At 70.0% G+C, this 24,952-nt stretch carries 26 protein-coding genes and 1 tRNA gene; 12 read left to right on the forward strand and 15 right to left on the reverse strand.

Annotated elements, in window-relative coordinates:
- Window positions 1–28 precede the first annotated feature (28 nt).
- From ACTJJP_RS11775 to ACTJJP_RS11790, 4 genes are read right to left on the reverse strand one after another with little or no spacing between them, the layout of a single operon-like run.
- Window positions 29–1,432, reverse strand: a complete 1,404-nt coding sequence (locus ACTJJP_RS11775) for an FtsW/RodA/SpoVE family cell cycle protein (RefSeq protein WP_440775194.1) — start codon at window positions 1,430–1,432, stop codon at window positions 29–31.
- Entirely contained in the window at window positions 1,429–2,667 is a 1,239-nt protein-coding gene (locus tag ACTJJP_RS11780) for a PP2C family protein-serine/threonine phosphatase (RefSeq protein WP_440775195.1), read from the reverse strand. Before ACTJJP_RS11780 ends, ACTJJP_RS11775 begins: the two co-directional genes overlap by 4 nt.
- Window positions 2,668–2,676: 9 nt before the next feature.
- Window positions 2,677–3,216 carry an FHA domain-containing protein FhaB/FipA gene (locus tag ACTJJP_RS11785; RefSeq protein ID WP_440775196.1) on the reverse strand — a complete coding sequence of 180 codons (540 nt, stop codon included), beginning with the start codon at window positions 3,214–3,216 and terminating at the stop codon, window positions 2,677–2,679.
- The gene (locus tag ACTJJP_RS11790) at window positions 3,213–3,950 is read right to left on the reverse strand and encodes an FhaA domain-containing protein (protein WP_440775197.1); all 738 of its coding nucleotides are present in this window, start codon (window positions 3,948–3,950) and stop codon (window positions 3,213–3,215) included. Before ACTJJP_RS11790 ends, ACTJJP_RS11785 begins: the two co-directional genes overlap by 4 nt.
- Window positions 3,951–4,103: 153 nt before the next feature.
- Between ACTJJP_RS11790 and ACTJJP_RS11795 the strand changes: the two genes are divergently transcribed.
- Window positions 4,104–4,187 (forward strand) — tRNA-Leu (locus ACTJJP_RS11795).
- A 316-nt stretch (window positions 4,188–4,503) separates the two neighbouring features.
- Here ACTJJP_RS11795 and ACTJJP_RS11800 read toward each other — a convergent pair.
- The gene (locus ACTJJP_RS11800) at window positions 4,504–4,866 is read right to left on the reverse strand and encodes a histone-like nucleoid-structuring protein Lsr2 (protein WP_440775198.1); all 363 of its coding nucleotides are present in this window, start codon (window positions 4,864–4,866) and stop codon (window positions 4,504–4,506) included.
- A 322-nt stretch (window positions 4,867–5,188) separates the two neighbouring features.
- Between ACTJJP_RS11800 and ACTJJP_RS11805 the strand changes: the two genes are divergently transcribed.
- The 3 genes from ACTJJP_RS11805 to ACTJJP_RS11815 all read left to right on the forward strand — a co-directional run bounded on the left by ACTJJP_RS11805 (window position 5,189) and on the right by ACTJJP_RS11815 (window position 7,448).
- On the forward strand, window positions 5,189–5,455 hold the full coding sequence (locus ACTJJP_RS11805) for a GlsB/YeaQ/YmgE family stress response membrane protein (protein WP_183418935.1): 267 nt from the start codon (window positions 5,189–5,191) through the stop codon (window positions 5,453–5,455).
- A gap of 107 nt (window positions 5,456–5,562) precedes the next feature.
- Complete coding sequence (locus ACTJJP_RS11810; RefSeq protein WP_440775199.1) at window positions 5,563–6,432, forward strand: CHAD domain-containing protein; 870 nt, start codon at window positions 5,563–5,565, stop codon at window positions 6,430–6,432.
- An 11-nt stretch (window positions 6,433–6,443) separates the two neighbouring features.
- Entirely contained in the window at window positions 6,444–7,448 is a 1,005-nt protein-coding gene (locus ACTJJP_RS11815; RefSeq protein WP_440775200.1) for an endonuclease/exonuclease/phosphatase family protein, read from the forward strand.
- Window positions 7,449–7,457: 9 nt separating this feature from the next.
- On the opposite strand, the gene ACTJJP_RS11820 is transcribed toward ACTJJP_RS11815, so the two are convergent.
- The gene (locus ACTJJP_RS11820; protein ID WP_440775201.1) at window positions 7,458–7,886 is read right to left on the reverse strand and encodes a GNAT family N-acetyltransferase; all 429 of its coding nucleotides are present in this window, start codon (window positions 7,884–7,886) and stop codon (window positions 7,458–7,460) included.
- Between the two features lie 48 nt (window positions 7,887–7,934).
- Window positions 7,935–8,543: a GntR family transcriptional regulator gene (locus ACTJJP_RS11825; protein WP_440775202.1), complete on the reverse strand. Its 609-nt coding sequence runs from the start codon at window positions 8,541–8,543 to the stop codon at window positions 7,935–7,937.
- A 319-nt stretch (window positions 8,544–8,862) separates the two neighbouring features.
- Here ACTJJP_RS11825 and ACTJJP_RS11830 point away from each other — a divergent pair, with 319 nt between their 5' ends.
- The gene (locus ACTJJP_RS11830) at window positions 8,863–9,069 is read left to right on the forward strand and encodes a cold-shock protein (RefSeq protein WP_055952808.1); all 207 of its coding nucleotides are present in this window, start codon (window positions 8,863–8,865) and stop codon (window positions 9,067–9,069) included.
- A gap of 58 nt (window positions 9,070–9,127) precedes the next feature.
- Here the strand turns inward: ACTJJP_RS11830 and ACTJJP_RS11835 are convergent, their stop codons facing one another.
- From ACTJJP_RS11835 to ACTJJP_RS11865, 7 genes are all read right to left on the reverse strand, one after another.
- On the reverse strand, window positions 9,128–11,191 hold the full coding sequence (locus ACTJJP_RS11835; RefSeq protein ID WP_440775203.1) for a bifunctional lysylphosphatidylglycerol flippase/synthetase MprF: 2,064 nt from the start codon (window positions 11,189–11,191) through the stop codon (window positions 9,128–9,130).
- A gap of 219 nt (window positions 11,192–11,410) precedes the next feature.
- Window positions 11,411–12,685: a hypothetical protein gene (locus ACTJJP_RS11840; protein ID WP_440775204.1), complete on the reverse strand. Its 1,275-nt coding sequence runs from the start codon at window positions 12,683–12,685 to the stop codon at window positions 11,411–11,413.
- Window positions 12,672–13,364: an HAD hydrolase-like protein gene (locus tag ACTJJP_RS11845; protein WP_440775205.1), complete on the reverse strand. Its 693-nt coding sequence runs from the start codon at window positions 13,362–13,364 to the stop codon at window positions 12,672–12,674. Before ACTJJP_RS11845 ends, ACTJJP_RS11840 begins: the two co-directional genes overlap by 14 nt.
- Before the next feature lie 77 nt (window positions 13,365–13,441).
- A complete protein-coding gene (locus ACTJJP_RS11850; RefSeq protein ID WP_440775206.1) occupies window positions 13,442–13,732 on the reverse strand; it encodes a hypothetical protein in 291 nt (96 codons plus the stop codon).
- Between the two features lie 26 nt (window positions 13,733–13,758).
- Window positions 13,759–14,580 (reverse strand): hypothetical protein, encoded by an 822-nt coding sequence (locus ACTJJP_RS11855; RefSeq protein WP_440775207.1) that lies wholly within the window; start codon window positions 14,578–14,580, stop codon window positions 13,759–13,761.
- Between the two features lie 298 nt (window positions 14,581–14,878).
- Window positions 14,879–15,577: an endonuclease NucS gene (nucS, locus tag ACTJJP_RS11860; RefSeq protein WP_055952826.1), complete on the reverse strand. Its 699-nt coding sequence runs from the start codon at window positions 15,575–15,577 to the stop codon at window positions 14,879–14,881.
- A 9-nt stretch (window positions 15,578–15,586) separates the two neighbouring features.
- Window positions 15,587–16,837 carry an MFS transporter gene (locus ACTJJP_RS11865; protein WP_440775208.1) on the reverse strand — a complete coding sequence of 417 codons (1,251 nt, stop codon included), beginning with the start codon at window positions 16,835–16,837 and terminating at the stop codon, window positions 15,587–15,589.
- Window positions 16,838–16,916: 79 nt separating this feature from the next.
- On the opposite strand from ACTJJP_RS11865, the gene ACTJJP_RS11870 reads away from it, so the two are divergent.
- The 7 genes from ACTJJP_RS11870 to mnhG all read left to right on the forward strand — a co-directional run bounded on the left by ACTJJP_RS11870 (window position 16,917) and on the right by mnhG (window position 24,393).
- Window positions 16,917–17,960 carry a LacI family DNA-binding transcriptional regulator gene (locus ACTJJP_RS11870; RefSeq protein ID WP_440775209.1) on the forward strand — a complete coding sequence of 348 codons (1,044 nt, stop codon included), beginning with the start codon at window positions 16,917–16,919 and terminating at the stop codon, window positions 17,958–17,960.
- A gap of 96 nt (window positions 17,961–18,056) precedes the next feature.
- Window positions 18,057–20,984 (forward strand): Na+/H+ antiporter subunit A, encoded by a 2,928-nt coding sequence (locus ACTJJP_RS11875; RefSeq protein ID WP_440775210.1) that lies wholly within the window; start codon window positions 18,057–18,059, stop codon window positions 20,982–20,984.
- Window positions 20,981–21,592 (forward strand): Na(+)/H(+) antiporter subunit C, encoded by a 612-nt coding sequence (locus tag ACTJJP_RS11880; protein ID WP_440775211.1) that lies wholly within the window; start codon window positions 20,981–20,983, stop codon window positions 21,590–21,592. Before ACTJJP_RS11875 ends, ACTJJP_RS11880 begins: the two co-directional genes overlap by 4 nt.
- A complete protein-coding gene (locus ACTJJP_RS11885) occupies window positions 21,589–23,145 on the forward strand; it encodes a Na+/H+ antiporter subunit D (RefSeq protein ID WP_440775212.1) in 1,557 nt (518 codons plus the stop codon). The genes ACTJJP_RS11880 and ACTJJP_RS11885 overlap by 4 nt, the downstream gene beginning before the upstream one ends.
- Window positions 23,142–23,750, forward strand: a complete 609-nt coding sequence (locus ACTJJP_RS11890; RefSeq protein ID WP_440775213.1) for a Na+/H+ antiporter subunit E — start codon at window positions 23,142–23,144, stop codon at window positions 23,748–23,750. Before ACTJJP_RS11885 ends, ACTJJP_RS11890 begins: the two co-directional genes overlap by 4 nt.
- On the forward strand, window positions 23,747–24,016 hold the full coding sequence (locus ACTJJP_RS11895) for a monovalent cation/H+ antiporter complex subunit F (protein ID WP_440775214.1): 270 nt from the start codon (window positions 23,747–23,749) through the stop codon (window positions 24,014–24,016). Before ACTJJP_RS11890 ends, ACTJJP_RS11895 begins: the two co-directional genes overlap by 4 nt.
- Window positions 24,013–24,393: a monovalent cation/H(+) antiporter subunit G gene (gene mnhG, locus ACTJJP_RS11900; protein WP_440775215.1), complete on the forward strand. Its 381-nt coding sequence runs from the start codon at window positions 24,013–24,015 to the stop codon at window positions 24,391–24,393. Before ACTJJP_RS11895 ends, mnhG begins: the two co-directional genes overlap by 4 nt.
- Window position 24,394: 1 nt before the next feature.
- Here mnhG and ACTJJP_RS11905 read toward each other — a convergent pair whose 3' ends face one another.
- On the reverse strand, window positions 24,395–24,937 hold the full coding sequence (locus ACTJJP_RS11905; protein WP_440775216.1) for an SRPBCC family protein: 543 nt from the start codon (window positions 24,935–24,937) through the stop codon (window positions 24,395–24,397).
- Window positions 24,938–24,952: the final 15 nt, after the last annotated feature.

Genomic DNA, 24,952 nt, shown 5'->3' on the forward strand with positions numbered 1-24,952 from the left:
GTGTCTGCGGGCGGGAGAGGGCGGGTCATCAGCCGATCACCACCCGGGGGCGGCTGCGGACCGCGTCGGAGATGCGCAGCAGGAAGGCCACGATGATCCAGTTCGCGATGAGAGAGGATCCGCCGGCGGCCAGGAACGGCGTGGTCAGGCCGGTCAGGGGGATGACGCGGGTGACACCGCCGACCATGATGAACACCTGCAGCGCGATGGTGAACGAGAAGCCCGTGGCGAGGAGCTTGCCGAAGTCGTCCTGACCGGCCAGCCCGATGCGGATGCCGCGGCTGGTGAACACCATGTAGAGCGCCAGGATCGCGAACAGCCCCACGAGCCCGAGCTCCTCGCCGAGGCTGGGCACGATGTAGTCGCTCTGCGACAGCGGTGTGATGGAGGGGCGGCCCTGGCCGAGGCCGGTGCCGAAGAGCCCGCCGTGTGCGAGGCCGAAGATCCCCTGCACGAGTTGGTAGCTGCCGCCCGGTCGGTCGATGATCTCGGGATCGAACGCACCCAGCCAGTTGGCGAAGCGTCCGTTGACGTAGGGAAGGACACGGGATGCCAGGAACGCGCCGCTCGCCACGAGGACGAGACCGATGACCACCCAGCTCGTCTTACCGGTGGCGACGTACAGCATCGCCACGAACATGCCGAAGATGAGCAGGCCCGTACCCAGGTCGCGCTGGAGCACGATGATGCCGAGCGAGACGAGCCAGATGATCAGCACGGGGCCGAGCTCGCGCGCGCGGGGCCAGGTCATGAAAAGGAAGCGCGTGCCGGTGGAGGTGAGGCTTTCGCGCGTGCGCACGAGGTAACCGGCGAAGAAGATCGCCAGGCAGATCTTCGCCAGCTCACCCGGTTGGAACGACACGAAGCCGAGCGAGACCCACACGTCGGCGTTCTGGTCGGTGCCCAGGCCCGGTACGAACGGCAGGAGCAGCAGCAGGACGCCGATGAGGCCCGACAAGTACGTGTAGCGGAAGAGCACGCGGTAGTTGCGCACGAAGATCAGCACGGCGAGGGCGGCGACCATCGCGATGACCGCCCAGGCGATCTGGCGGTGGCCGGTGGCATCCCATCCGCTGACCTGGTCGGCCAGATCGATGCGGTAGATCATCGCGATTCCCAGTCCGGTCAGGACGGTGGCGATGGGAAGCACGAAGGGGTCGGCATCGCGGGCGCTCAGGCGCAGCACGACGTGCGTGACGAGCGCCAGGACCGCCGGGATGCCGGCGAGGATGAGGAAGCCGGTCTCGACGGCTCCCGTCGCCCCGAGCTGCACGAGGGTGACCGCCGCGCCGTAGACGGCGATCGCGAAGAGGAGCAGCCCGAGTTCGCGGTTGCGCTGCGTCGCGGGCACGCGGATCTTCTTCAGGGCGCGCATGACGGCCGTGTCGGTGGACACGGCATCCGTCGAGCGGGTGAGCTTCTGATCTGTCATCCGCTTGCCTCCTGGGCGGGGCGCAGACGATCGACGATGCTCTGGGCGTCGGCGAGCGAACCGGCCGAGATGGTGGTCTCCACCGTCTGTCGGTCGAACTCCGACAGGTCGTCCAGCGCGACGTCGGTGTCTTCGTAGACCGTCGAGAGTGTGAGGGGACCGATCGACTGCTGGATGCCGCGGTAGATGACGACCGAGTTCTCGTCGGCGCCCACGTAGTAGCGCGTCTGGGTCCAGTTGTAGCCGGCGAACAGGCCGAACCCGATGCCGGCGAGCACGATGAGCAACGCCGCCAGCCATCCGAACCGGCGCCGCCGCGCGCGGCGACGGTCCTCTTCGATGAGTTCCTCGAGGAACTCGGCGGCCGGTTCGAAGTGCGTGGGCTCATTGGCGACCTGACGGGCGTGGTGCAACCAGCCGCCGCGTCCGGTGCGCGCGGCGGGGACGACGACGCCGCTCGGGTTCGAGGCCGAACCAACGACGGTCGGGGTGCCGATGAAGACGGGGTGCTGACCCCCCACGTCGACCAGCACGACGGTGACGTTGTCGGGAGCGCCGCCGTCGAGCGCCTGCTTCAGCAGCGCGTCGGCCGTGCGCGCGGGAGGCATGCCCAGTGCGAGGGTCTTGGCGGTGTGGTCGTCGTCGACGACACCCGACAGTCCGTCGGAGCACAGCAGCCAGCGGTCGCCGTCCTGCGTCGGCATGATGAAACTGTCGACCTCGGGGTCGGGGTCCATGTCGCCGAGGACGCGCATGAGCACCGAGCGCCGGGGGTGGTAGCGCGCCTCTTCGGGGGTGATGCGCCCCGAATCGACCAGGCGCTGCACGAAGGTGTGGTCGGCGGTGATCTGGGTGAGCGTGTCGTCGCGGTAGAGGTAGATGCGCGAGTCGCCGATGTGGCCGATGACGGCGTAGTCGTCGACCATGACCAGAGCGCTGACGGTGGTGCCCATACCCGCGAGCTCGGGGCGGCGTCCGACGGTGTCGATCAGCTCGGTCGCGGTGTCGGCGAGGGCCTCGCGGATGGCGTGCTCGGCATCGGTCGGCGAACGGAACGGCTGGTCCAGCTCGGTGAGACGACCGATGGCCAGGCTCGAGGCCACGTCACCGCCCGCGTGCCCGCCCATGCCGTCGGCGACCACGAAGAGGTTGGATCCGGCGTAACCGGAGTCCTGGTTGTTGGAGCGCACCTTGCCCGTGTGGGAGATGGCGGCGCTCGAGCCCTGGAAGACCATGAAGGTGGCTTACGTCCTCAACTCGAACGTCGTCGCGCCGACCTTGATCGGAGCGCCCACCTTCACCTGGACGGGGGCGGCGACGCGAGCACCGTCGTGGGAGGTGCCGTTCGTGGAGTCGAGGTCTTGCAGCATCCACTGCTCGCCCCAGAGCACGAGGCGGGCGTGGTGGCTGGAGGTGTAGTCGTCGCGGATGACGAGACCCGACTCGCTCGAGCGTCCGATCGTGAGGGGTTCGGTGCCGAGCGGCAGTTCGAGCCCGGCCTTCGGTCCGCTCGTGATCACGATGCGCGAGACGGTCGAGGTCGTGGCGAGCCCGCCCACCGGGGCGGGGGCCGGTGCGGCGGGGCGCTTGACCTGGGTGGTCACGGCGTCGGGCGAGGCGACGGGGGCCGCGGCCGCCGGAGCGGAGGACGCCACCGGCTCGGGGAGCTTCCGCACCTTGACGCCGAAGAGGTCGGCGCGCAGGGAGTAGACCACACCGAACACGAAGAACCACAACAGGACGAGGAAGCCGCCCTGCAGAAGAAGAAGAGTCAGTTGACTCATGACTGGGGTCCCCGTTCCCGGACGTCGAAGATGCTCGTGGCGTCGGGCGCCTGCGGGCGCCGCGGCGGCTGCGCCTGCGCGACCACACGGAACACGATATTGGTGCGACCGATCGAGATCGTCGAATCGGGCGGCAGTGCGGCCTCGGACACCTTGCGGCCGTTCAAGGTCGTGCCGTTGGTGGAGCCGAGGTCTCGGACCATCGCGCGCTCGCCGTCCCAGAGGATCTCGACGTGCTTTCGACTGGTACCGGCGTCGGGGATGGTGATGTCGGCATCGCTGCCCCGGCCGATCACCGTGCGCGAACCCGTGAGCGGATGCCGCGTGCCGTCGATGTCGACGACACCTCTCCAGGCGATCCGGCCCTCGGTGGTCTGCGAGTCGACGCGCAGCGTTCCGGTCGACAGGGAGGCGTCGCGCTCGATCGAGATGGCGACGGGGCCGGCGAAGGAGTACCCCTGTGTGCGCGCGTGCTTCTTGACCAGGGCGTCGAGCTCGGAGACCAGGGTCGAGCCCAGGGTGCTCATCTTCTCGTCGTCGGCGGGGGACAGTCGCACGGCGAACGTGTTGGGGGCCAGGATGCGGTCACGCGTGACGACCACGGCCTTCTTATCGAGCTCGCTGCGCAGCGCGGACGCGATCTCCACCGGCTGGATGCCGCTGCGGAAGGTCTTCGCGAACGCACCGTTGACGGCGCGTTCGAGACCTTTCTCGAAACTGTCGAGTAGTCCCACGAGACTCCTTCGGGCAGGCAGACCAGTAGGCACATCGTAGTCAGCGCGGCTGGACAGGTCATGGAAGCCGCTTGCGGGACCTGCGTTTCGTGACGCGGTCGCGGCCGTGATATTCTCGGGAAGTTGGTCGCGTGACATCTCGGTGCCGCGCACGCGCGAGTGGCGGAATAGGTAGACGCGCTGGCTTCAGGTGCCAGTGCCTTCACGGGCGTGGGGGTTCAAGTCCCCCCTCGCGCACACAACGAAGAAGGCCCCGGGTTCATCCCGGGGCCTTCTTCGTTGTGCGCGCGAGGCTCGGTCCTGCAACCCCGTGCTCCGCGCGCAGCGAAGAGGAGCGATCACGGGGTTCGGACCCGGATCGCTCCTCTTTCTCGGCGGGCGGGATGGTCGATGCCCGACCCCGGGGACCGCACCGCCACAGCAGGGCAGGACCTCGCGCGCGAAGGCGTGAACGCGGCCGCCGCACGCCGTGCGCCTGCACGCGACGCCATCACCCACCGCCTTCGCGGTGACCTCTCGAGCGCCGGCGCCCACGGACGCCGAAGGCGTTCGATCAGGCGGCGCCGTAGTGCTGCTGCCGCGCGTTCGTTCCCTGCGACGCATAAGCGTCGAGAACGGCGTCACTGATGCGACCGCGATCGGACACCTCGAGGTTGTTGGCCCGTGCCCATTCCCGGATCGCACGCCGCTTCATCGTGCGCTGCGACCGGGTCAAGTGACGGGCGTTCTCGAAGCCCTCTGTTCTGGCGGCGGCGATGAACGGTGCCAAGGCCTCGCGAAGCTTCTCGGTGTTGCCTCGCGTCAAATCGATGGAGTACTGGACTCCTTCGAGAGCGAATGACACCGGGGTGGAGTCCAAGTCCAGTTCGGATCCGTCCAAGTCGTCGAGTCGACGGAAAATCTGCTCGAGTGCCACAGCACTCCCCTCCCATTGTGCCCCCACACAAGACCAATCATAGCGGCCGATTCCTCGATTTCCAGGGGTCGTTGATCGAGTCGGGATCATGTGTATGAATCGACCTGATGCGCGTCGTCGAGCCGGAACGGGTGCGGTGGTCAGAACCTGGGTGTCGGAAACCCGCGAGATTCCGCCCCTGTTCCCTCACGTGCCCGCGCGACAGACAGACTTCGAGGCGCCGCGCAACCCACCCCCGAAAAGCCCTTCCTGGGAGGATGCTGGACATAACGAGAACCCGCCCTCGAGCGGGCATCGGTTCACACTCGCGAAAGGAACAACAATGGGATTCTTCGGATTTCTTCTCCTCGGACTCATCGCCGGCGCCATCGCCAAGCTGATCCTCCCCGGAAAGCAGGGCGGCGGCTGGCTCATCACGCTTCTCCTCGGCGTCGTCGGCGCTCTGTTGGGCGGCTTCCTGGGCAGCGTCCTCTTCAACGCCCCCCTGGAGAACTTCTTCTCCATCCAGACTTGGCTCCTCGCCATCGGCGGTTCGATCATCGTCCTGCTGATCTACGGCCTCATCGTCGGACGTCGCGCCGCGCGCTGACAACCTGCGAAAGGCCCGGGGCGGTGGGACCGCGCCCCGGGCCTTTCCTCGTTTTCGACCTCGTCAACCGACCCCGTCTCGCCATCCCCCCTGAATACCGTGGGCTCATGCCCCGTGACACCCCCACCGCACAGACGATCGCCCGCCGCATCGTTCAGGCCGCATCGGCCGATGTCGAATCCACCGAAGCCGCAGCCCTCGCCGACGCGCCCGATGGGGTGCACCAGCACCGCACGGTCGTTCGAAGGCTCCGAAGCGTCATCACGGTCCTTCGTCGTATCTCGCCGACCGCGCAGGCCCGGGAGCTGAATGCGGCCCTGAAGGCGTGGGGTCATCTGCTGGGTGAGGCGCGCGATGCCGAGGTGCGGGCGCAACGCGCCGAAGACGCATTGGCGGAGCGGGGGATCGACGATGCCGACGCCCGCCGTCGGCTCGTGGGCGACGAACGCGCGGCCTACCGCCACCTGCACGACCGCGTCGTCGCGGCGCACGGGACCGAGGAGTCACGCGCCCGCACGCAGCTCGTGCGCGAGGCCGGACTGCACCTCGAACTCGACGACGCCACGGCGAAGAAGGTCTTCCGCCGCCTGCTCCGCGGGGAGGCCGACCGCGTCGTCCGAGCGGCACGGCGCAGCGACGGGTCGATCGAACGTCTGCACGACGTGCGCAAGGCCGCGCGCCGGCTGCGTTACCTCGCCGAAGCCGTCGATCGCGCCGATCCGGAGCTGCTCGGCGGCGATGCTCGACGCGTGGGACGGCGCGCGAAGCGGGTGCACAAGCTGTTGGGCGATCATCGGGACGACCTGCTGCTGGCCGACCGGGCCCGCGCCCTCCACCGCCGAGCCTTCACCGCGCAGGAGGACACCCGCCCCTATGACGCGGTTGCCGCGCTCGCCGTGGAGCGGGCCGAGGCGAACCTGAAAGAGGTGCCGAAGGCCCTCAAGCGGGTGAAGAAGGCGGCGAGGCGCCTGGGCTGACTCTTCCCCGTATGCCCATGCTCCGTCGCCCCCGTCTCTCGTTCCTCGTCGTCCTGCTCGTCGGCGGGGCGGTCGCGTCGATCGTGGTGTGGCCGCAGATGATCGGCATCCATCGCGTGCCGTTCATCGCGAACGTCCTCTCCCTGCGAGGAGTGCTCGCGGGAGTGCTCGGTGTGCTGGCGGTGCTCGTGGGCGGGGTGGCGCTGTGGAGGAGGAGGTGGGGCATCAGCGCCGCGCTGTCGCTCGCGCTCGCCGCCGCCTCTCTGGGCCACGCCGGCGTGCTGGTCGCCCGGGGGTGGGGCGCGCCCGCGGTCGGCGGCGATCTCACCGTCGTGGCCTGGAACGCTTACGGCGGCGGAGCGTCAGCCGAGAGCGTCGCGCGTCTCGTGCGCGACACCGGCGCAGACGTCGTCAGCCTGCCCGAGACCGACGCCTTCGCCGCGGCGGAGATCGTCGGCATCCTGGCCCGAGAGGGGGTGTCGATGCGACACGACACTATCGCTGCGGCGCCGGGCGGCGAGACGATCCCGACGTCGATCCTCATCTCGACGGCGTTGGGAGCGTACGCGCGCGACGCGTCGATCGCGTCGACACCCGGGCTGCCCAGCGGTGTCTGGCGGCCCGTCGACGGGCGGGGGCCCGTTCTCGTGGCCGCTCATCCGATGCCGCCGCTGCCGCGGGTGATGGACCAGTGGGATGCGGGCCTGCGGTGGATCGCACAGCGATGCGCCGACCCCGACGTGATCGTCGCCGGCGACCTCAACGCCACCGTCGACCACTTCGTCGGCCTCGGCGCCCGTGGCGGGATGATCGGTGGATGCCGTGACGCCGCGGCCGCGGTCGGCGCGGGCGCACAGGGGACCTGGCCCGTGCGGCTCCCTCTCGCTCTGGCGGCACCCATCGATCACGTGCTGGTCGGCGAAGGGTGGCGCGCGGAGTCGTTCACCGTGCTCACCGACTTCGACGCGGCCGGCAGCGACCACCGGCCGATCGTCGCGACCCTCGCGCGGCACTGAGCGCCGACGTCACTCCAGGGTCGGGGGCAGGACCCAGACGACGTCGTCGCCGTCGCGCCGGTGCTCGACGAAACCGATGCGCGCGAGGACGTCTCGGGACGGCTCGTCGCTCGCGGCGACGCACGCGTACAGCGGCCGCTCGCCCTCGCGCGCGGTCAGCAGACGCAACGCCTCGGCGGACACGTCACCCGTCGCGTCGGGCGCGACGGCCAGGAGGATCTCGCGGTCGCCGTCCACGTCCAGCGCGGCGGCGAGGCCGACCACCGCGGCATCCTGGACGATGGCGAGAGCAGCGACATCGGCGCGACCCGTCCACGCGTCGAACGCGGGACGATCGTCGAAGGCGGCGCGTGTCCACGCGGATCCGCTCGCCCGGACGGCCGAGAACGCGGCATCCCGATCGTCGTCGTGAAGGTCGCGCAGCTCCATGTGAGGCATGCCGTCACGCTAGCGCCGCCGGACGAGGTCACCGCCGCTCTTGTGCGCTCAGGCGAAACCGTGCAGAGCGAGGAACGTCCAGGTGGCCCCGTTCGCATCCCGCGCGGCGACCTGCGTACGCAGGTGATCGAAGAGCGTCTCGCGCGTCTCGTCGGAGATGCTCTCCCACCCGTCGAGATTGCGTCGCAGGACGAGGTCGGTCTGCTCCAACGCGCGCGAGAAGACGAGGTTGCGCGATCCGGATGCCATGTGGGCGTAGAACGCCAGCACGGCGGCGACGTACGACGGCGACGTCCCGGCGTCGCGCATGCGATCGACGAGGTCGACGGCGAGATCGATCTCGTCGTCGGTGCATCGAGCGAGGGCCACGCGGACGGCACCCGCGATGGTGTGGGCGGCGTACTCGCGCATATCGGTGCGGGCGCGGTCGGTGACCTCGGACACCCGCGTGTACCTGTTGGCAGCGATCTCGACGAGGCCGATGCGCTCCAGCTTTTGCAGGGCCTCGCGCACCGGGGTACGGGAGATACCCATCAGCTGGGCCAGTTCGACGTCACGCAAACGGTCTCCCGGCCGCAGACGGCCGTCGACGATCGCCCCGCCGAGGGCACGATACGCCTCGTCGACGAGGGCCGAAGCGCGGCGGCGATCATCCATCAAGCGGAGTTTACGGCTTTCAGATATCACAGAATGTCGACATAAGTTACTGTTTCTTCGTTTTCGTGTCGCGCACACGCCTCGACGCCGGTATTGTCATCACGTCACGCCTCGCGTGACATATCCGGGGGGATCCGTCGACGCCCGGGCTTCGAGCCCTGCTCAGCCCGGGCGTCGTATGGGCTTCGGGCGTGCGAGGCCCCGTTCCGCCTCGCGCAACGTTTGTGTCACAGTGCCGTGCGCACGGCGAATACGCCCGTTACCGTGGGGGCACAGTCCGGCGCGCTCGGTGTCGGCTCGAGCGGGAAACGGCATCAGGATGAGCACGCAGGGCACGGTCAAGTGGTTCAACTCGGAGAAGGGCTTCGGCTTCATCGCCCCGGATGACGGCGGGCAGGACGTGTTCGCCCACTACAGCGCCATCCAGTCGGGCGGTTATCGCTCGCTCGAGGAGAACCAGCGCGTCGAGTTCGAGGTCGCCCAGGGTCCGAAGGGCCTGCAGGCGGAAGACATCCGCCCGCTCTGACCTCCTCCGAGTCCGAATCTGATGCGCCCCGGCCGACGACTGCGTCGTCCGGGGCGTTTCAGTTCTCGGACCGCACGAGATCCACCCCGGCGGCCGCGAACTGCCGGATCGTCGCGTGCGGGAGGAACGCCCGTGTGAGAGCGGCACCGATGCGCGTGAGATCCGCCTCGTCGCGGTAGAGCAGGTACATGGTCTCGTAGCGCGGGTGGAACTTCTGCTTGAAGCGGTGCAGCGAGGTGAAGCCGTAGACGGGTTCGAGGGCGTCGGCCACGCGCTTCTGCAGGTCGGCGATGACACCGGCATCCGCGGGGTACTCGTGCGCCAGCGGTGCCCCTGACAGCGACATCACCTCGGCACCCTCGGCGGAGAACTGTCGGGCCGATGCCCCGATGAGGAATTCCATGACGGGACCGAAGCCGCCGTCACGGCGCCGCATGAGGTCGAGCGTCCACCCGCGCAGCGCGCCGTCACCGTAGACGGGCAGCCACGACAGGAACCCGTCGATGTCTCCCGCGGGCGACACCGCGAGGGCGATGCGCACCTCGGGGTCGGACGCCTCGTGCAACGTGCCGAGCGTGAAACCCATCTCGGGAAGGCCCTTGTCGCCCACCCAGCTCTCGGAGATCGCGCGCAGCTGCTGGCGGACGCCCCAGCTCTCGTCGTTCAGTCGGGAGAGGCGGAACGTCATGCCCTCTCGCTCGGCCCGATTCAGCGAGGTGCGCACCGCGCCCCACGCCTTACCGGTGAACTGCAGGCCCGGGAGGTCGACCACGGTGTCGTCGGCCACGACGATGCTGCGCCACCCCGCCGGTACCGCAGCCCGCGTCGCCCCACCGGCGGAGAAGAAGCACGGGGCCAGGCCCGCGGCCTCGGCGCGGTCGATGAAGCGGCGGACGGTGTCCGATCGGGACTCGAGCGGACCGAGGGGGTCGCCGAGCGCCAGGGCGACGCCGGAGCGCCGTTGATACGCCACGACGCCGCGACCGAATCGGGCGTACGACATTCCGTCCCACGTCGTCATCCACGACAGGGTGCCCCCGCCGGTGGCGCGCAATTCCTGCTTCACGTCGTCGACCGTCGGCGCCGGAGTATCGCCGAGTGCGGCGCGCGGGCGAGCTCGGAACGCGGCCCGCACCAGGAAGAAGTAGACCGACGCCACGATCCACAGCGTCGAGGAGGCCAGAACGCTGGTGATGTCGGCATCCACGTCGGCCTCGATACCGCTCACGCCGGACAGCGACAGCACACCGACGACGAGCACCACGAGCGCGACGTTGAGGGCGCAGTAGACCATCACGATGACCCACGCCCACCGGCGGCCTCGTCGCAGCGCCGTGGCGACGAGGAGGACGATCACGGTGTTCACGGCGACGTCGATCCACGACCCCGTGGCCGCGGCGGAGGTGCCGAACGGACCGGTCATGGGTGCGACGTAGCCGAGGATCTCGATGGCGCCGAGCGCGCACAGCATCACGAAGGCGACCAGGCGCTGTTCGCGGACGCTCACGCGCTGTGGGCGGAGCGACCGGTCGACGGCGAGGACGAGGAGCACCGCGAGGACGTGCTCGAGGTCGGGCAGCGACCCGTAGTAGAAGAACGACACCAGGAGCACCGCGAGGAAGACCGTCCACGCGCGCAGACGCCACGGAGAGGGCAGCAGTGCGAGTGCCGCGGCGAGGCAGGCGAACAGGCCGCCCGACGGGCCGACATCGAGGGCGGCAGCCTCTTGTTGCGCCCACGGCCATGGCAGAACCGCCGCACCCCACAGGAACGCGGAGGCGGCGAGGACGGAGAACAGCTGGCCCCCGGCGAAGGTGATCGCAGCGACCCGGGAGCCTCGGCGCGCCTCAAGGAACCCCATGGCCGCGAGAATCGGGATGCCGGCGGCGTAGACCCAGGGGGAGTCGACGAAGAAGGTCCCGGTGATCGGCGTCCACCACCGACCGGCCGAGAGGGCGGGGAGGCCGTAGGCGACGGCGGGGAACAGGTCGGAGTCGGCGAACCTCTGCCACAGGCCTCCGGAGAGCACCCCCACGAGCAGCAGCACGACGGCGAGTGTCAGCGTGACCGGGATGCGTTTCGCCACCACGAGCGAGCGAGTGGCAAGGGTCTGCTGCGCCATGCCGCTCACGATAGGGCACGCATGCGTCGTGACGGGAGGCTGCGACGGGGGCGTCGCGGCCGGGGGTGTCAGCACGGCGGCGCTCGCGGCGCGGGGCGGATCGGGCGGCGCGGGGTGGATCGGACCGTGCGGGTCCGCGCAGGGTGGCCGGGCGGCGCGGGCCAGCGCACGGCAGGCCGGGCGGGGCGGGCCAGCGCCCGAGTGACCGGGCGGGGCGGGTCAGCGCAGGGCGGACCAGGCGGCGCGGGCGGCGGTGAGCGCCTGCGTGGCGTCGGTGGCGGCACGGGCCTCGGCGAGGTGGCGGCGCGCGCGTTCCCCCCGCAGACGCAGGGCGATGAGGTCGGCGTCATCGCGTGCGACGACCTGCGCCTGACCGCGCCTCTCGTCCGCCGCGCGGGCGGCTGTTCCGGCGGTTCCTTCAGCCGCTGTCGCCGCCGCTGTCTCGGCGGCGGCGAGGGCGGCGCGGGCGCAGGCGAGCGTTCCCGGAAGCGCCGTACGAGCGGCCTCGACACGGCGGCGCATGCTGACGGCCTCGCCGACGAGGACGTCGCGCTCCTCGCGGAGGCGGGCGACGGTGGCGACGGCTTCGCGCGGGCGTCTCGACGCCGCGGCGGCAGCGCCGTCGAGTTCGACGGCCGCCGCACGCAAGCGCTCGGCCGCTCCCGGCCGACACGCTTCGGGGCGGGAGCTCGCCACGGCGATCGCCTCCTCGATCTCGGCGCGGGCGGCGGCCACCTCGGCGTCGGCGTTGCCGGCTGCCTGGAGGGCGATACGGTGGCCGTCTTCGACCTCGCGCAGGTGGCGTGCGGCGAGGCGCAGAGCCCTCGTTGCTCGGAGGACGTGGCCGCCCCCGGCATCCTCTTCCGCGCTCCGGAGGGCGTCGTCGGCGTCGGCCAGAGCACTTCTCGCGCTCTCCGCCGCCACGGCGGCCTCGGACCAGTCATCGTCGTCGAAGCGCGCGCGCAGAGCGTCGACCAACGGCTCGGGGTCACCGGATGTCGCGACCAGATCGTCGCGTCGGCGACGCGCGGCCGCGAGGAGACCGGCGGGTGAGCGGTGCTCGCGCTGCCACTCCGCGAGGCGGGTGCGAACCGTGAGCACCTGCGTTCGCTGCGCATCGAGCGCCCCGTGGAGCGTGCGTGCCTGGTCGCGTCGGCGCGCGGCCACGCCGGTGTCGGCCTCGAGGACCAGCAGGTCGCCGAAGCCCCGATCACGGGCGCGATGCGCCGTGGTGCGGGCACGACGAAGCTCGGTGGGGACGTCGTCGGCGTCGAGTGCGTCGGCGGCCTCGAACGCCAGGTCGAGATCGACGACCTCGTCGTCGAGTGCGAGCAGGGCGGCCGCCGCGCCGGAGACCGCCCGACCGGCGGCCGCACGGGCGTGAGAGGACCGGCGTGCCACGCGCACGGCGACGACGACGACCGCCACGACGAGGGCGGCGGCGGCGAGGGCGATCGCCGTCGGCACCGCCCACGACAGATCAGGCATCGGCATCGGGTGCGTCATCGACGAGGAGAAGGGCACGAAGCTGATCGACGTCGTCGACGGCCGCCTGGGCGCCCTCTGCCTCGTGCGGCCAGCTGAAGCCCCACCGCACGAAGATCACCGGCACTCCGGCATCCTGACCGCCCTCGACATCGTGGTGCCGATCGCCGACCAGCACGGGACGCGACGTATCGACCCCGGCGACCTCGAGTCGGCGGAGCGCTTCGCGCACGATGTCGGACTTGGTGCTCAGCGTGCGCTCGTCGAGGGTCGCGCCGACCATCGCCTCGAGGTCGGGGGCCAGACCGAAGTGGTCCATCAGCGCCACGACCTGCACCTCGGGTTTCGAGCTCGCCGTCGACTGGGGGACGCCTGCCGCGTGCAGATCGTGCACCAGCTCACCGACCCCCGGATACAGCCGCGCACTGACGGTGTACCCCTCGCTCTTGTTGAGGCCCCGGTAGAACGCGACGGCCTCGACGGCCTGCTCGGCGGTCATGCCCACGTTCACCTGGAAGGACTCGAACATCGGCGGGCCGATCCAGTGCGACAGCTCGCCTCGCGTCGGCGGCGTGCGCCCGAAGTGGTCGAGCGTGATCGTCAGGCGGCGGAGGATCCCCTCGGACGCGTCGACGAGGGTTCCGTCGACGTCCCACAGGACGCAGGTGAAGGGAGAGCGTTCGGGCATGCGTCCACGCTACCGGGGTGTCATCCCGGGGGGCGGATGCCGGAGCGCGGGGTCGCGACGTCTCGGTCGTCGAGGATCTATCGGCTCGGCGGATGATCGGGCAGCCGGTCGCCCACGTCGATGAGCACGCTCACGATCACGCCCACCACGAGGCCCACCGCTGCGCACACGACGGCCCAGCCGGCACACCACGCGAGCAGGGACCGCACGAGGAACGTCGGATCACCCGCGTGCGCCGCGAGGGCGGACGGGAACCACCCGATCAGCACGAGGAGAACGCCGAGCGCCGCTCCGCACACGAAGCCGAGCGTCCCGCACCTCACGAGGCGACGGAGGACCGGGAGCACGCGTCGGATGAGGGCGGCCACGGCTTCAAAAGAAGACGAATGAGGGTCTACAGCCCAAGCACCCTCTTCAGTTCCGCCGTCTGCTTGGCAGTGAGGCAGCCTCTCGGGAACGCCCGCGTCGCGTCGACGCTGAATGAGCGCGTCTTCCCGCCGTACGTGATCTTCGCGAAGCCGGGTCGCGATTCGAGGACGCAGATCGTGGGAGCGGGCGGAGCAGGCGGCTCGGTGTACGTGTCGGCGGGCCTGCCCCCGTTCCACTGATTGGTGCCGTTCGAGAACGTGTACTTCGCCGACGCCGTCGCCAGGAGTTCGCCCTGGGCGTTGATCGACCAGCTCATCAGGGGGCTCGCCGGGGCACCCTCCACTTTGTCGGCATCCCAGTGGGCATCACCCTTCACGGCGGGGTCGTCGACGACCCAGTCCCGACTGACGACGGGGGCGTCGAGCGTCATGCGCGGATAGCCGGGGAGGCACCCGTCGGGGAAGGGGTAGACGCGCTCACCGACGACCCGCCACGCGACGGATCCGTCGGCGCCTCGGTCTCCGACGTCGCCCGCGACCGTGACCTTGATCTGCTGAGTTCGCGACAACGTCACGGAGGTGGAGAACTTCCCCCGCGCGTCGGTGTGGCCGTGCGTCTCGACCGCCGCGTCGGTTCCCCCGTCGATCTGCTCCGTGACCTTCACCTCGACACCGCCGGCGACGTCCGTGGGTTCGTGCGCGATGCCGACGCGGACCGCTGCGCCGCCCCCGGAGGTGCAGAAAGGCTCGCCCCACACCGCGGAGAGAACCGGGATCGTAGGCGGAGCGGCAGACTGGTCGGCTGCCAGAGCCGGGGACGCGGCGACGAGCGCGAGCGCCGTGGTCATCGCAGCGACTGTCGTCACAATTCGGAATCGGGCGGAGAGCAGCCGTCGGGCGCGTGTGGCGAGCATGTCGTCCTTCGAGAATCAGGGCTGGAAGCCCGACCGGCGAACGGGTGGGCATCGCAGCGCGTGCAGTTCCCGCATTCCGGACAGTAGCAGTCGAGCGTTCCCGGTTCTCGTCGCTGCCCGGAAAGCGCTCCACGCGCTCACCCGGCGGCGTCCCCGGTTCTGACCGTGGGCCGCTGCATCCACCTGGCTGCTGCGGGCGATCGGCGCCGCGGCATCCTCCGTCTTCTCGCGCTCAGAACAGGCGCGGAGCCCCCGACTGCACGCCCTTCATCTCGTCGTAGTCGAGGGTGAGACACCGGATGCCGCGGTCGGTCGCCAGCACGCGTGCCTGCGGCTTGATCTCCTGCGCGGCGTAGACGCCGGTGACGGGTGCGAGCAGGGGATCGCGGTTCAGCAGCTCGAGGTAGCGGGTGAGCTGCTCGACGCCGTCGATGTCCCCACGGCGCTTGACCTCGATCGCGACGGTGCCGCGACCGTCGTCGTTGCGCAGCAGAAGATCGACGGGGCCGATGGCGGTGGGGTACTCGCGGCGTACGAGGGTGAGGTTCTCACCGACGACGGACACCTGCTCGGCCAGCAGGCGCTGCAGATCGGCCTCGACCCCGTCCTTGATCAGGCCGGGGTCGACCCCCAGGTCGTGGGCGGTGTCGTGGACGATCTCGTGGATGCGCACGAGCAGGGCATCGCCGGTCTTCGCGTGCGTCACGCGCCAGCGCTCGATCACCCCGTCTTCGACGTCTACCTCGTCGGGCTGCTCGAGAGTGAGGGAGCAGGGCGGGCTCATCCAGTTGAGCGGCTTGTAGGAGCCGCCGTCGGAGTGCACCAGCAGGCTGCCGTCGCCCTTGTGGACGAGCAGACGGGTGGCGAGGGGGAGATGCGCGTTGAGGCGGCCGGTGTAGTCGACGGAGCAACGGGCGATGACGAGACGCACCCGTCGAGCCTAATCGCGCCGTGCGGGCTCGGCGGGCTCGGGGGTCGCGGCCTCGTCGACGACGAGGGGCTTCGCGGCTCCCGAGAACAGTCCGGATGCCACGATCAGTCCGACCACGATGAGCAGCGTGTTCAGAAGGCCGATGTGGTCGCCGATCCACCCGAGGATGGGCGGGCCGCAGAGGAAGGCGACGTAGCCGATCGTCGCGGCCGCGGCCACGCGCGAGGCGGCCTTGGCGGGATCGTCGGCGGCGGCCGACATGCCGATCGGGAAGCCGAGCGAGGCGCCGAGGCCCCACAGCGCCGCACCGACGAAGACGAGCGGCCCGAACGGCGCCAGGATGAACAGCAGGAGCCCCGCAGCGGCCGTGGCGGCGAGGACCCGCAGCACGAGCACGCGACCGAGGCGGTCGACGACCGGACCCCCGGCGATGCGCCCCACGGTCATGGCGACCGAGAAGACGGCCAGCACGGCCGGGCCCGCCTCCTCGGGGGCACCATGGCCGTAGACCACGGCCGAGGGGAGCCAGTCGTTCGCACTGCCCTCGGCGAAGGCCATGCCGAGCATGATGACGCCGAGCGTGTAGGTGCGCGGCTCGCGCCACGCCTGGAGAGAGGTGGAGAGGCGCTCGCGCCAGTGCGCGCGCTCCTCGGCGACGGGGGCGTCCATCGCGACCTCGGCGCGGGGGACGTTCGCCACGGACACGAAGGCGACCACGAGGATCACGACCCCCATCGCGACGCAGTGCGCCATGACCGGGATGCCGAGGGTCACGGCGAGGAAGCCGAGGCCGGCACCGATCACCGTGCCGAAGCTGAAGAAGGCGTGCAGCAACGGCATGATCGTGCGCCCGGTCGCCTTCTCGAGCGCCGCACCCTCGACGTTCATCATCACGTCGACGGCGCCGTTGCCGAACCCGAAGAGCGCGAGACCGACCAGGGCGACGCCGAAGAGCTGGAACGTGTCGGCGCCGAACCCGATGATGGCCAGGCCGATTCCGACGAGCACGAGCGCGACGAGCATGCCCGAACGCGCGCCGATGCGCGCCATGACGGCGGGGGCGACGGAGAGCCCGATGATGGATGCAACGCCCATACCGAGCAGCAGCAGCCCCACGCCGGAGTTCTCGATACCGAGGGACTCGCGGATGGCGGGTACGCGCGACGCCCAGGTCGAGATGCTCAGGCCGCTCGCGAGGAAGATGGCGCAGATCGCGATGTGCCAGCGCACGAGCTGCGAGCGGGTCAACGTGGGGTGCATGCCCACACTGTACCGAATCGATTCGGCATCGATCGAATCGATTCGAGATTGGCCCGTCCCCCCGGGTAGCATCGCCGACGTGAGTTCCCGTCGCGCGACCATCAACGACGTCGCCCGCGAAGCAGGCGTCTCGCCGTCGACCGCATCGGTCGTCTTCAGCGGCAAGACGCCCACCTCGGAGGCGACCCGCGCCCGCGTCCTCGCGGCCGCCGAGAGCCTGGGCTACACCGGACCCGACCCGCGCGCGGCATCGCTGCGACGCGGGCGTTCCGGCATCGTCGGGGTGGTCTTCGACCAGCACCTCGGCACGGCCTTCCTCGACCCGGTCACCACCCACATGATGGACGGCCTGGCCGACGGGGTCTCGCGGCTGGGAGCCGCGCTGCTCCTGCTCCGCGACGACGGCGTGACGGTCAGCGAGCCCTCGCTGCACACGGCCCCCATCGACGCCGCCGTCCTCATCGGCTGCAGCCCGCGCATGCGGGACTCGCTCGAGATCGTGCGCGGCCGCGGGATCCCCGTCGTCGTGGTCGAGGGCGATGCCGGCGAGGGAGTCCCCCGCGTGCTGCTCGACAACGCCGACGCGCAGCGCGCGGCAGCCTCCCACCTCGCCTCCCTCGGGCACAGCGACGTCGTGATCGTCACCCTCCCCGTCGATGCGGGTCGGCGGCGCGGGTGGATCGCCGCCGACGCCGTCGTCGGGGTCGACGTGACCGCCGACCGTCTGCGGGGCGCGAGGGAGATCTTCCCCGACGCCCCCGCGCTCGCCGCGGCGACGAGTTCCATCGACGAGGGGGCCGTCGCGGGCCGCACGATCTTCGCCGAGCGCCGCCCCACCGCCGTCATCGCGCAGAGCGACCTGCTCGCCGCCGGCGTCATCCGGGCCGCGGAGGAGGCGGGTCTCCGGGTTCCGCAGGACGTCAGCGTCACCGGCTTCGACGGCGTGGTCGTCGACGGACTGGCTCCCCACGTCCTCACGACCCTCGTGCAGCCCGCCACCGCGAAGGGCCGCGCCGCGGGTGAGGCGGTCGCGGCAATGCTCGAAGACGCCACGCCGTCGGGCCTCGACCTCCAGTGCACGTTCCGTGCCGGGACGACGACGGCGCCGCCGATTACCACATGACATCCGTGGGTTCGAGGACTCTCATGCGCCGCATAGAATAGGACCGACACCCCGAGAGCCCGGGCATCCGCCCGTCGACCCCGAGGAGGCCCGCGCATGTTGATCTTCCTCGGCGCGTTCGCGGCGCTCCCGCTCCTGCTGCCGTGGCTGGTCTCGCGCATCGGACCCCGCGCGTTCTACGTGGCAGCCGTTCTTCCGGCCCTCGCCTTCGCGCATGCCATCGTGCTCGCCCCGACGGTGTTCTCCGGGGACATTCCGTTCGAGGAATACCGCTGGATCCCGGCGATCGACGTCTCGCTCTCGATGCGCATGGACGTGCTGGGCTGGCTGCTGACGCTCGTCGTCACCGGCGTCGGCGCCCTCGTCATGCTCTACTGCCGCTGGTACTTCCGCGGCAAGACCCAGGGCGTGGGGCAGTTCTCGGCCGTGCTCCTCGCCTTCGCCGGGGCCATGTACGGGCTCGTCCTGACCGACGACCTCGTCGTGCTCATCATGCTCTGGGAAGTCACGAGCGTGCTGTCGTACCTGCTGATCGGCTACTACCACGCCCGATCCGCCAGCCGGCGTGCCGCCCTTCAAGCGCTGCTGGTGACGACGCTCGGCGGGCTGGTCATGCTGATCGGCGTCGTGCTCGTGGTCGTGCAGGCGGGCACGTCGAGCCTGTCGGCGATCCTCGCCGATCCGCCCACGGGCACCATCGTCGACATCGCCGTGCTGCTGCTGCTCGTGGGAGCCCTGAGCAAGTCGGCCATCTTCCCCTTCCACTTCTGGCTCCCCGGTGCCATGGCGGCTCCCACCCCGGTCAGTGCCTACCTCCACGCCGCGGCCATGGTGAAGGCCGGAATCTACCTCGTGGCGCGCTTGGCCCCCGGCTTCGCCGAGACGCCCTTCTGGCGTCCGACCCTCATCACGCTCGGCGTCTTCACCATGCTGCTGGGCGGGTTCCAGGCGCTGCGCGAGCGCGACCTCAAGCGCATCCTCGCCTTCGGCACCGTCAGTCAGCTGGGCTTCCTCACCGTCATGCTCGGCTACGGAACTCGGGATGCCGCTCTCGCCGGCGTCGCCCTGCTGCTCAGCCACGCGCTGTTCAAGTCGTGCCTGTTCCTCATCGTCGGCGTCATCGACCGTCAGCTCAATACGCGTGACATCGGACAGCTCTCAGGACTGGGCCGCCAAGCGCCGGTGATGGCCACGGCCTCGTTCATCGCGATCGCCTCGATGGCCGGCGTCATCCCCACTCTCGGCTTCGTCGCGAAGGAGACGGCGCTCACCGCCCTGATCCACGAGGCGGAAGCCGGCGCCGGGTGGGGCATCGTCGCCCTGGTGGGCATCGTGCTGGGCTCCGCTCTCACGGCGGCGTACGGCATCCGCTTCCTCTGGGGCGCCTACTGGACCAAGCGCGACGTGGAGGCGACCGACTGGCCGGACCCGCCGATCGGATTCCTCTCGGCGCCGGTCCTGCTCGCCGCGGGGTCGCTCGCCCTCGGGTTCCTCGCCCCGGTCGTCGACCACTGGCTCGCGCCCTATGCCGACGGGTTGCCCGAGGCCACGCCGGGCGTTCCGGCACCCGACTACCCGTACCACCTCGCGCTCTGGCACGGCCTCGAGCCCGCGCTGTTCATCTCACTCGGCACGCTGGCGCTCGGTGCGGGCGTGTTCTGGATCGTGCGCAAGACGCAGCTGCACACGCGTCGGCGCGTGCTGCCCTTCACCGCGAACGACGTCTACAACGTCGCGCTGCGCTCCATCGACCACACCTCCGAGTGGGTCACGGCGCGGTTCCAGCGCGGTTCGCTGCCGTTCTACGTCGGCACGATCTTCATCGTGCTGGTCGTCGCCGAGGGCACGGCGCTGCTGGCCTCGCGCGAGTGGCGTGCGCAGCTCGACGCGTGGCAGTCGCCCGCGCAGCTGCTCGCCGCCCCTCTGATGATCGCGGCGGGCATCCTCGCGGTCCGCGCCCGCAAGCGCTTCACGGGCGTGGCCCTCGTCTCGGTCACCGGCCTCGGGCTCGTCGTGCTGTTCGCCACGAGCGGCGCTCCCGATCTCGCCCTCACCCAGGTGCTGATCGAGACCGTCACCCTCGTCGTGTTCGCCCTCGTGCTGCGGCGACTGCCCGCGCGCATGGGCGAGCAGAACGCCTCCGTCGCCCCCGTCGCCCGCGCGGTGCTCGGCGTCGGCGTCGGACTCACGATGGCCCTCGTCGCGATCGTCGCCACCGGCGCCCGTCAAGACGTCCCGGTGTCGATGGAGTGGCCCCCGCTGTCGTACGAGATCGGGCACGGCCGCAACGTCGTGAACGTCGCGCTCGTCGACCTGCGCGGCTGGGACACGATGGGGGAGCTGTCGGTTCTCGTCCTCGCGGCCACGGGCGTGGCATCCCTCGTCTTCATCACAGACCGCAGCGACAACCTCGCCCGCCGGTCCGGTACCGCCCGCAGTCGAACCGGCATCGGACGTCGTCGTCCCCTCGTCGAGACCGACAGCGGTGTGCGGGCACGGCGTCCGGGCGAATCCGACGCGCCGCGTGCCTGGCTGATCTCGGGGTCGAAAGTGCAGCCCGAGAACCGCTCGATCCTGCTCGAGATCATCGTGCGGGTGCTGTTCCACTCGATCATGATCGTGTCGCTGTACCTGCTGTTCGCCGGGCACAACCTCCCGGGTGGCGGCTTCGCCGGCGGCCTGGTCGCCGGGATGGGGCTCGTCATGCGCTACATCGCGGGAGGGCGCTGGGAGCTCGGTGCCGCCGCGCCCACCGACGCCGGTCGTCTGCTGGGGGCCGGCATGGCGATCGCCGTGCTCTGCGCTCTGCTGCCGATGGTGTTCGGGTTCGCGCCGCTGCAGAGCTTCACGTTCGAAGGCGATCTCCCCCTCATCGGGCACTGGGAGTTCGTCACCAGCACGATCTTCGACGTCGGTGTGTATCTCGTGGTGATCGGTCTCGTCCTCGACGTGCTCCGGAGCCTCGGGGCCGAGGTCGACCGGCAGTCGCAGCATCCCGAAGATGCGGAGATGGCACCCGCATGACCATCTCCCTCGTCCTCGTCATCGTCATGGCCGCGCTCTTCGCGTGCGGCGTCTACGCGATGCTCGAACGCAGCCTCACCCGCGTGCTGATCGGCTTCCTGCTGCTGGGCAACGCGGCCAACCTGCTGCTGCTGATCATGATGGGGGCGCCCGGTCGCGCCCCGTTCTACGACGACGGTGCGACGGACGTGTCGGAGATGTCCGACGCGCTTCCACAGGCGCTCATGCTCACGGCCATCGTCATCACCTTCGCCATTTCCGCCTTCCTGCTCGCCCTCATCTACCGGTCCTGGCAGCTCGGCCAGGCCGACACGGTCGTCGACGACGCCGACGACGTCGCTCTGCGTTCGCGCACGTCGGCCGAGGTCGACGACGCGATGGACGAGGAGTCCCGCTCCGACGACGACGACGTCACCACCGACTTCGTCGGCGACGTGGCCTCGCCCATCCGCGTGCTGCACCAGGGCGACCTGTCATCGCTCGTCGACGACGCCCCGGTCGACCGCGTCGCCGTGCGCCGCGACGGGGAGCGCCGCGACGGGGAGCGCCGCGACGGGGAGCGCGCGCCGGACGACACCCGCGACCCACAGGACGGTGACCGCCCGTGAGCGCGCTCGTACCCCTGCTCGTCGGCATCCCCCTCATCGGCGCCGCGATCAACCTCATCTTCGGCCGTCGCAAGAAGACGCAGATCGTGGTGTCTGTCGCGGCCCTGGCGACCGTGCTCGTGCTGGGCGCGGTGCTGCTGGTCACCGTCGACACGAGCGGTCCGATCGCCGTGGCCATCGCGGCCTGGCCGGTTCCGCTGGGCATCGTGCTGTACGTCGATGTTCTCGCCGCACTGCTGGTGGTCGTCACGAGCATCGTGCTGCTGGCGGTCCTGCTCTTCTCCATCGGGCAGGGCGCCGCCGACAACGACGCCGACACCCCGGTGTCGATCTTCTACCCGGCCTACCTCATCCTGGGCGCGGGCATCTTCAACGCCTTCATCGCGGGCGACCTGTTCAACCTCTACGTGGGGTTCGAGATCCTCTTGGTCGCCTCCTACGTGCTGATAACGCTGGGGGGGACCGAATCGCGCATCCGCACCGGCGTCGTCTACATCGTCGTGTCGCTGGTGTCGTCGATCCTCTTCCTCGCGGCGATCGCGATGGTCTACGGAGCCCTCGGCACCGTCAACATGGTGCAGATCAGCGAGCGCATGGCCCTGCTCCCGCAGGACACCCAGACGATCCTGCATCTGATGCTGCTGCTGGCGTTCGCGATCAAGGCGGCCGTCTTCCCGCTCTCCTTCTGGCTGCCCGACTCGTATCCCACCGCGCCGGCTCCGGTCACCGCGGTGTTCGCGGGCCTGCTCACCAAGGTCGGCGTCTACGCGATCATCCGCACCGAGACGCAGCTGTTCGTCGCGAACGACCTGAACTTCCTGCTGATGATGGTCGCGCTGTCGACGATGATCGTCGGCATCCTGGGCGCGGTCGCGCAGGCCGAGCTGAAACGCATCCTGTCGTTCACGCTCGTGAGCCACATCGGCTACATGATCTTCGGGCTCGCGATCAACACGCCCCTCGCCATCGGGGCGACGATCTACTACATCGTCCACCACATCATCGTGCAGACGACCCTGTTCCTCGCCGTCGGTCTGATCGAGCGTCGCGCCGGAAGCACCTCGATCCTCAAGGTGAAGGGGCTCATGCGCGCAGCCCCTCTGCTGGCGGTGCTGTACTTCATCCCGGCCATCAACCTGGGCGGCCTGCCGCCGTTCTCGGGCTTCATCGGCAAGTACGCGCTGTTCGACGCCGCCGCGCAGGTGGGTACGCCCGTCATGATGGTTCTCATCGTCGGCGGTATCGTCACCTCGATCCTCACGCTCTACGCCCTCATGCGGGCGTGGAACCTGTCGTTCTGGCGTGAAGACGACGACTCGTCCGAGACGAGCGAGCGCATCGCGTACCTCGGCAACGCCCCGGCGGCATCCGTGTCGACCGAGCGGCGCACGATCCCCCGGATCATGACCTTCGCCACGGCCGGGATGGTGGTCGTCACGATCTCGCTCACCGTCTTCGCCGGCCCCTTGCTCGACGTGTGCCTGCGCGCGGGCGAGCGTGTCGCCGAGGGAGTGACCCTGGTGCAGCTCGAAGAACAGGTGGGAGAGCGATGAGCCCGTCGGCGCGGTCGCAGAGATCGCTCTTCCTGCATCAGCTGCCGCTGCTGCTGTGGTTGATCGCGCTGTGGATGCTGTTGTGGGGCCAGCTGACGTGGTTGGGCCTGATCACCGGCATCGTCATGGCGATCTTCGTCACGCGCGTGTTCCGCCTTCCGCCGGTGGAACTCTCGGGCCGCATCAACCTCTGGTACGGGCTGATCTTCGTCGTCACCTTCCTCGGTGCCGTGATCAAGGGCTCGCTCATCGTGGCGTGGCAGGTGCTCGACGTGCGCCGCCAACCGGGGGCCGCGATCATCGCCGTGCCGCTCCGGGTGGCCGACGACGTGATCATGGCGCACACCGCGGTCACGGCATCGCTCATCCCGGGGTCGCTCATCGTCGACGTCGACCGCGAGAACCGCACGCTCTACCTGCACACGATCGGTGTGCGAAGCGACGAGGATGCCGAGCATCAGCGTCGTATCGTGCTGCTGTGGGAGGCGCGCATCACGCGGGCGGTGGGATCGAAGGAGGAGCTGCGCGAACTGCGGGCACGCATCTCCGACAGCGAGGTCGACCGTCCCTCCGTCTCCGCTGAGAAGCGGAGGACCGCCCCGTGACCACCGTGCTCGTCGCCGTCATCCTCGTCGTGTTCGCCGTTGCGGCCCTGCTCGCGCTGATCCGCCTCGTCATCGGGCCCTCGATCCTCGACCGCGCGGTCGCCGCCGACGTGCTGCTGACCGAGGTGGTCTGCATCCTCGGAGCCGACATGGTGATCAACCACCACACGCGCTCCCTGCCCGCGATGCTCGTCATCGCCGCGATCGGCGTGTTCGGCTCGATCGCCGTGGCCAGATTCGTCGCGCGGAAGGAGAATCCCCGATGACCATCGAGGCTGTTCTCGACGCCGTGGCGCTCGTGCTCGTGCTCGTGGGTGCCGTGCTGTGCCTGACCGCGACCATCGGTCTGCTGCGCTGGCGCGACGTGCCCACCCGTCTTCACGCCGCGACGAAGCCGCAGGTGCTCGGTGTGCTGCTCATCGTGATCGCCGTCGAGCTCGCGCTGCGGTCGTGGGAGGCGTTGGCCTTCGGCATCCCGATCGTGCTCATCCAGTTCGCGACCGCGCCGCTGGCCGCGCACATGGTGGGACGCGCGGCGTACCGCAACCGCACCACCGACGAGGCGAACCTCTACGTCGACGAGCTGCAGCACCGCACCGAGCAGCCGGGGGCGACCGGCGCCGAGACGCGCCCGGAGAACTGACTCAGGTCGCCGAGTCTTCCACGTCTCGTCGAGCCTGAGGCGACGGTGTTCCCTCGGGTGGTTCGGGGGTGTCCGTGCGGTGGTCGAGCTCGCGGGCTTCGCGTTCCGCGCGGCGGCCCTCGGCGATGAACGCCAAGCGGTTCAGGCACTCGTGGTTGCGGATCGTGAGCATCGGCTTCCACAGCAGTGACGGCAGGATCGAGGCCGCGCCCGACACGGGCTCCTCCACGATCGTGACCGCGGTGCCGACGGGATGCGGACGCGCGTCGATCCGGATGACACCCCGGCCGACGATGCCGGCCTCCGGACGCAGTCGCAGTCGGCGCGGAGGATCCCACTCGACGATCTCGGTCTCGTCGTGGATCATGACCGGCCAGACGCCGAGCGAGTGGTGGATGCGCGAGCCCTCCTGCGGCCACTGCTCGTCGACGTCGCGCATGCGCGCGGCCCCCACGACCCACACGGGGTAGAGCCACCCGTCCGAGAGCACGGCGAACAAGTCGTCGGGGGTGCAGCGCATCAGTCGCGTGTTGCGAGCGGCCATGGCATCCTCCGGTCG

The organism is Microbacterium sp. 22296 (assembly GCF_052045385.1).
In the GTDB taxonomy this organism is placed as follows: domain Bacteria; phylum Actinomycetota; class Actinomycetes; order Actinomycetales; family Microbacteriaceae; genus Microbacterium.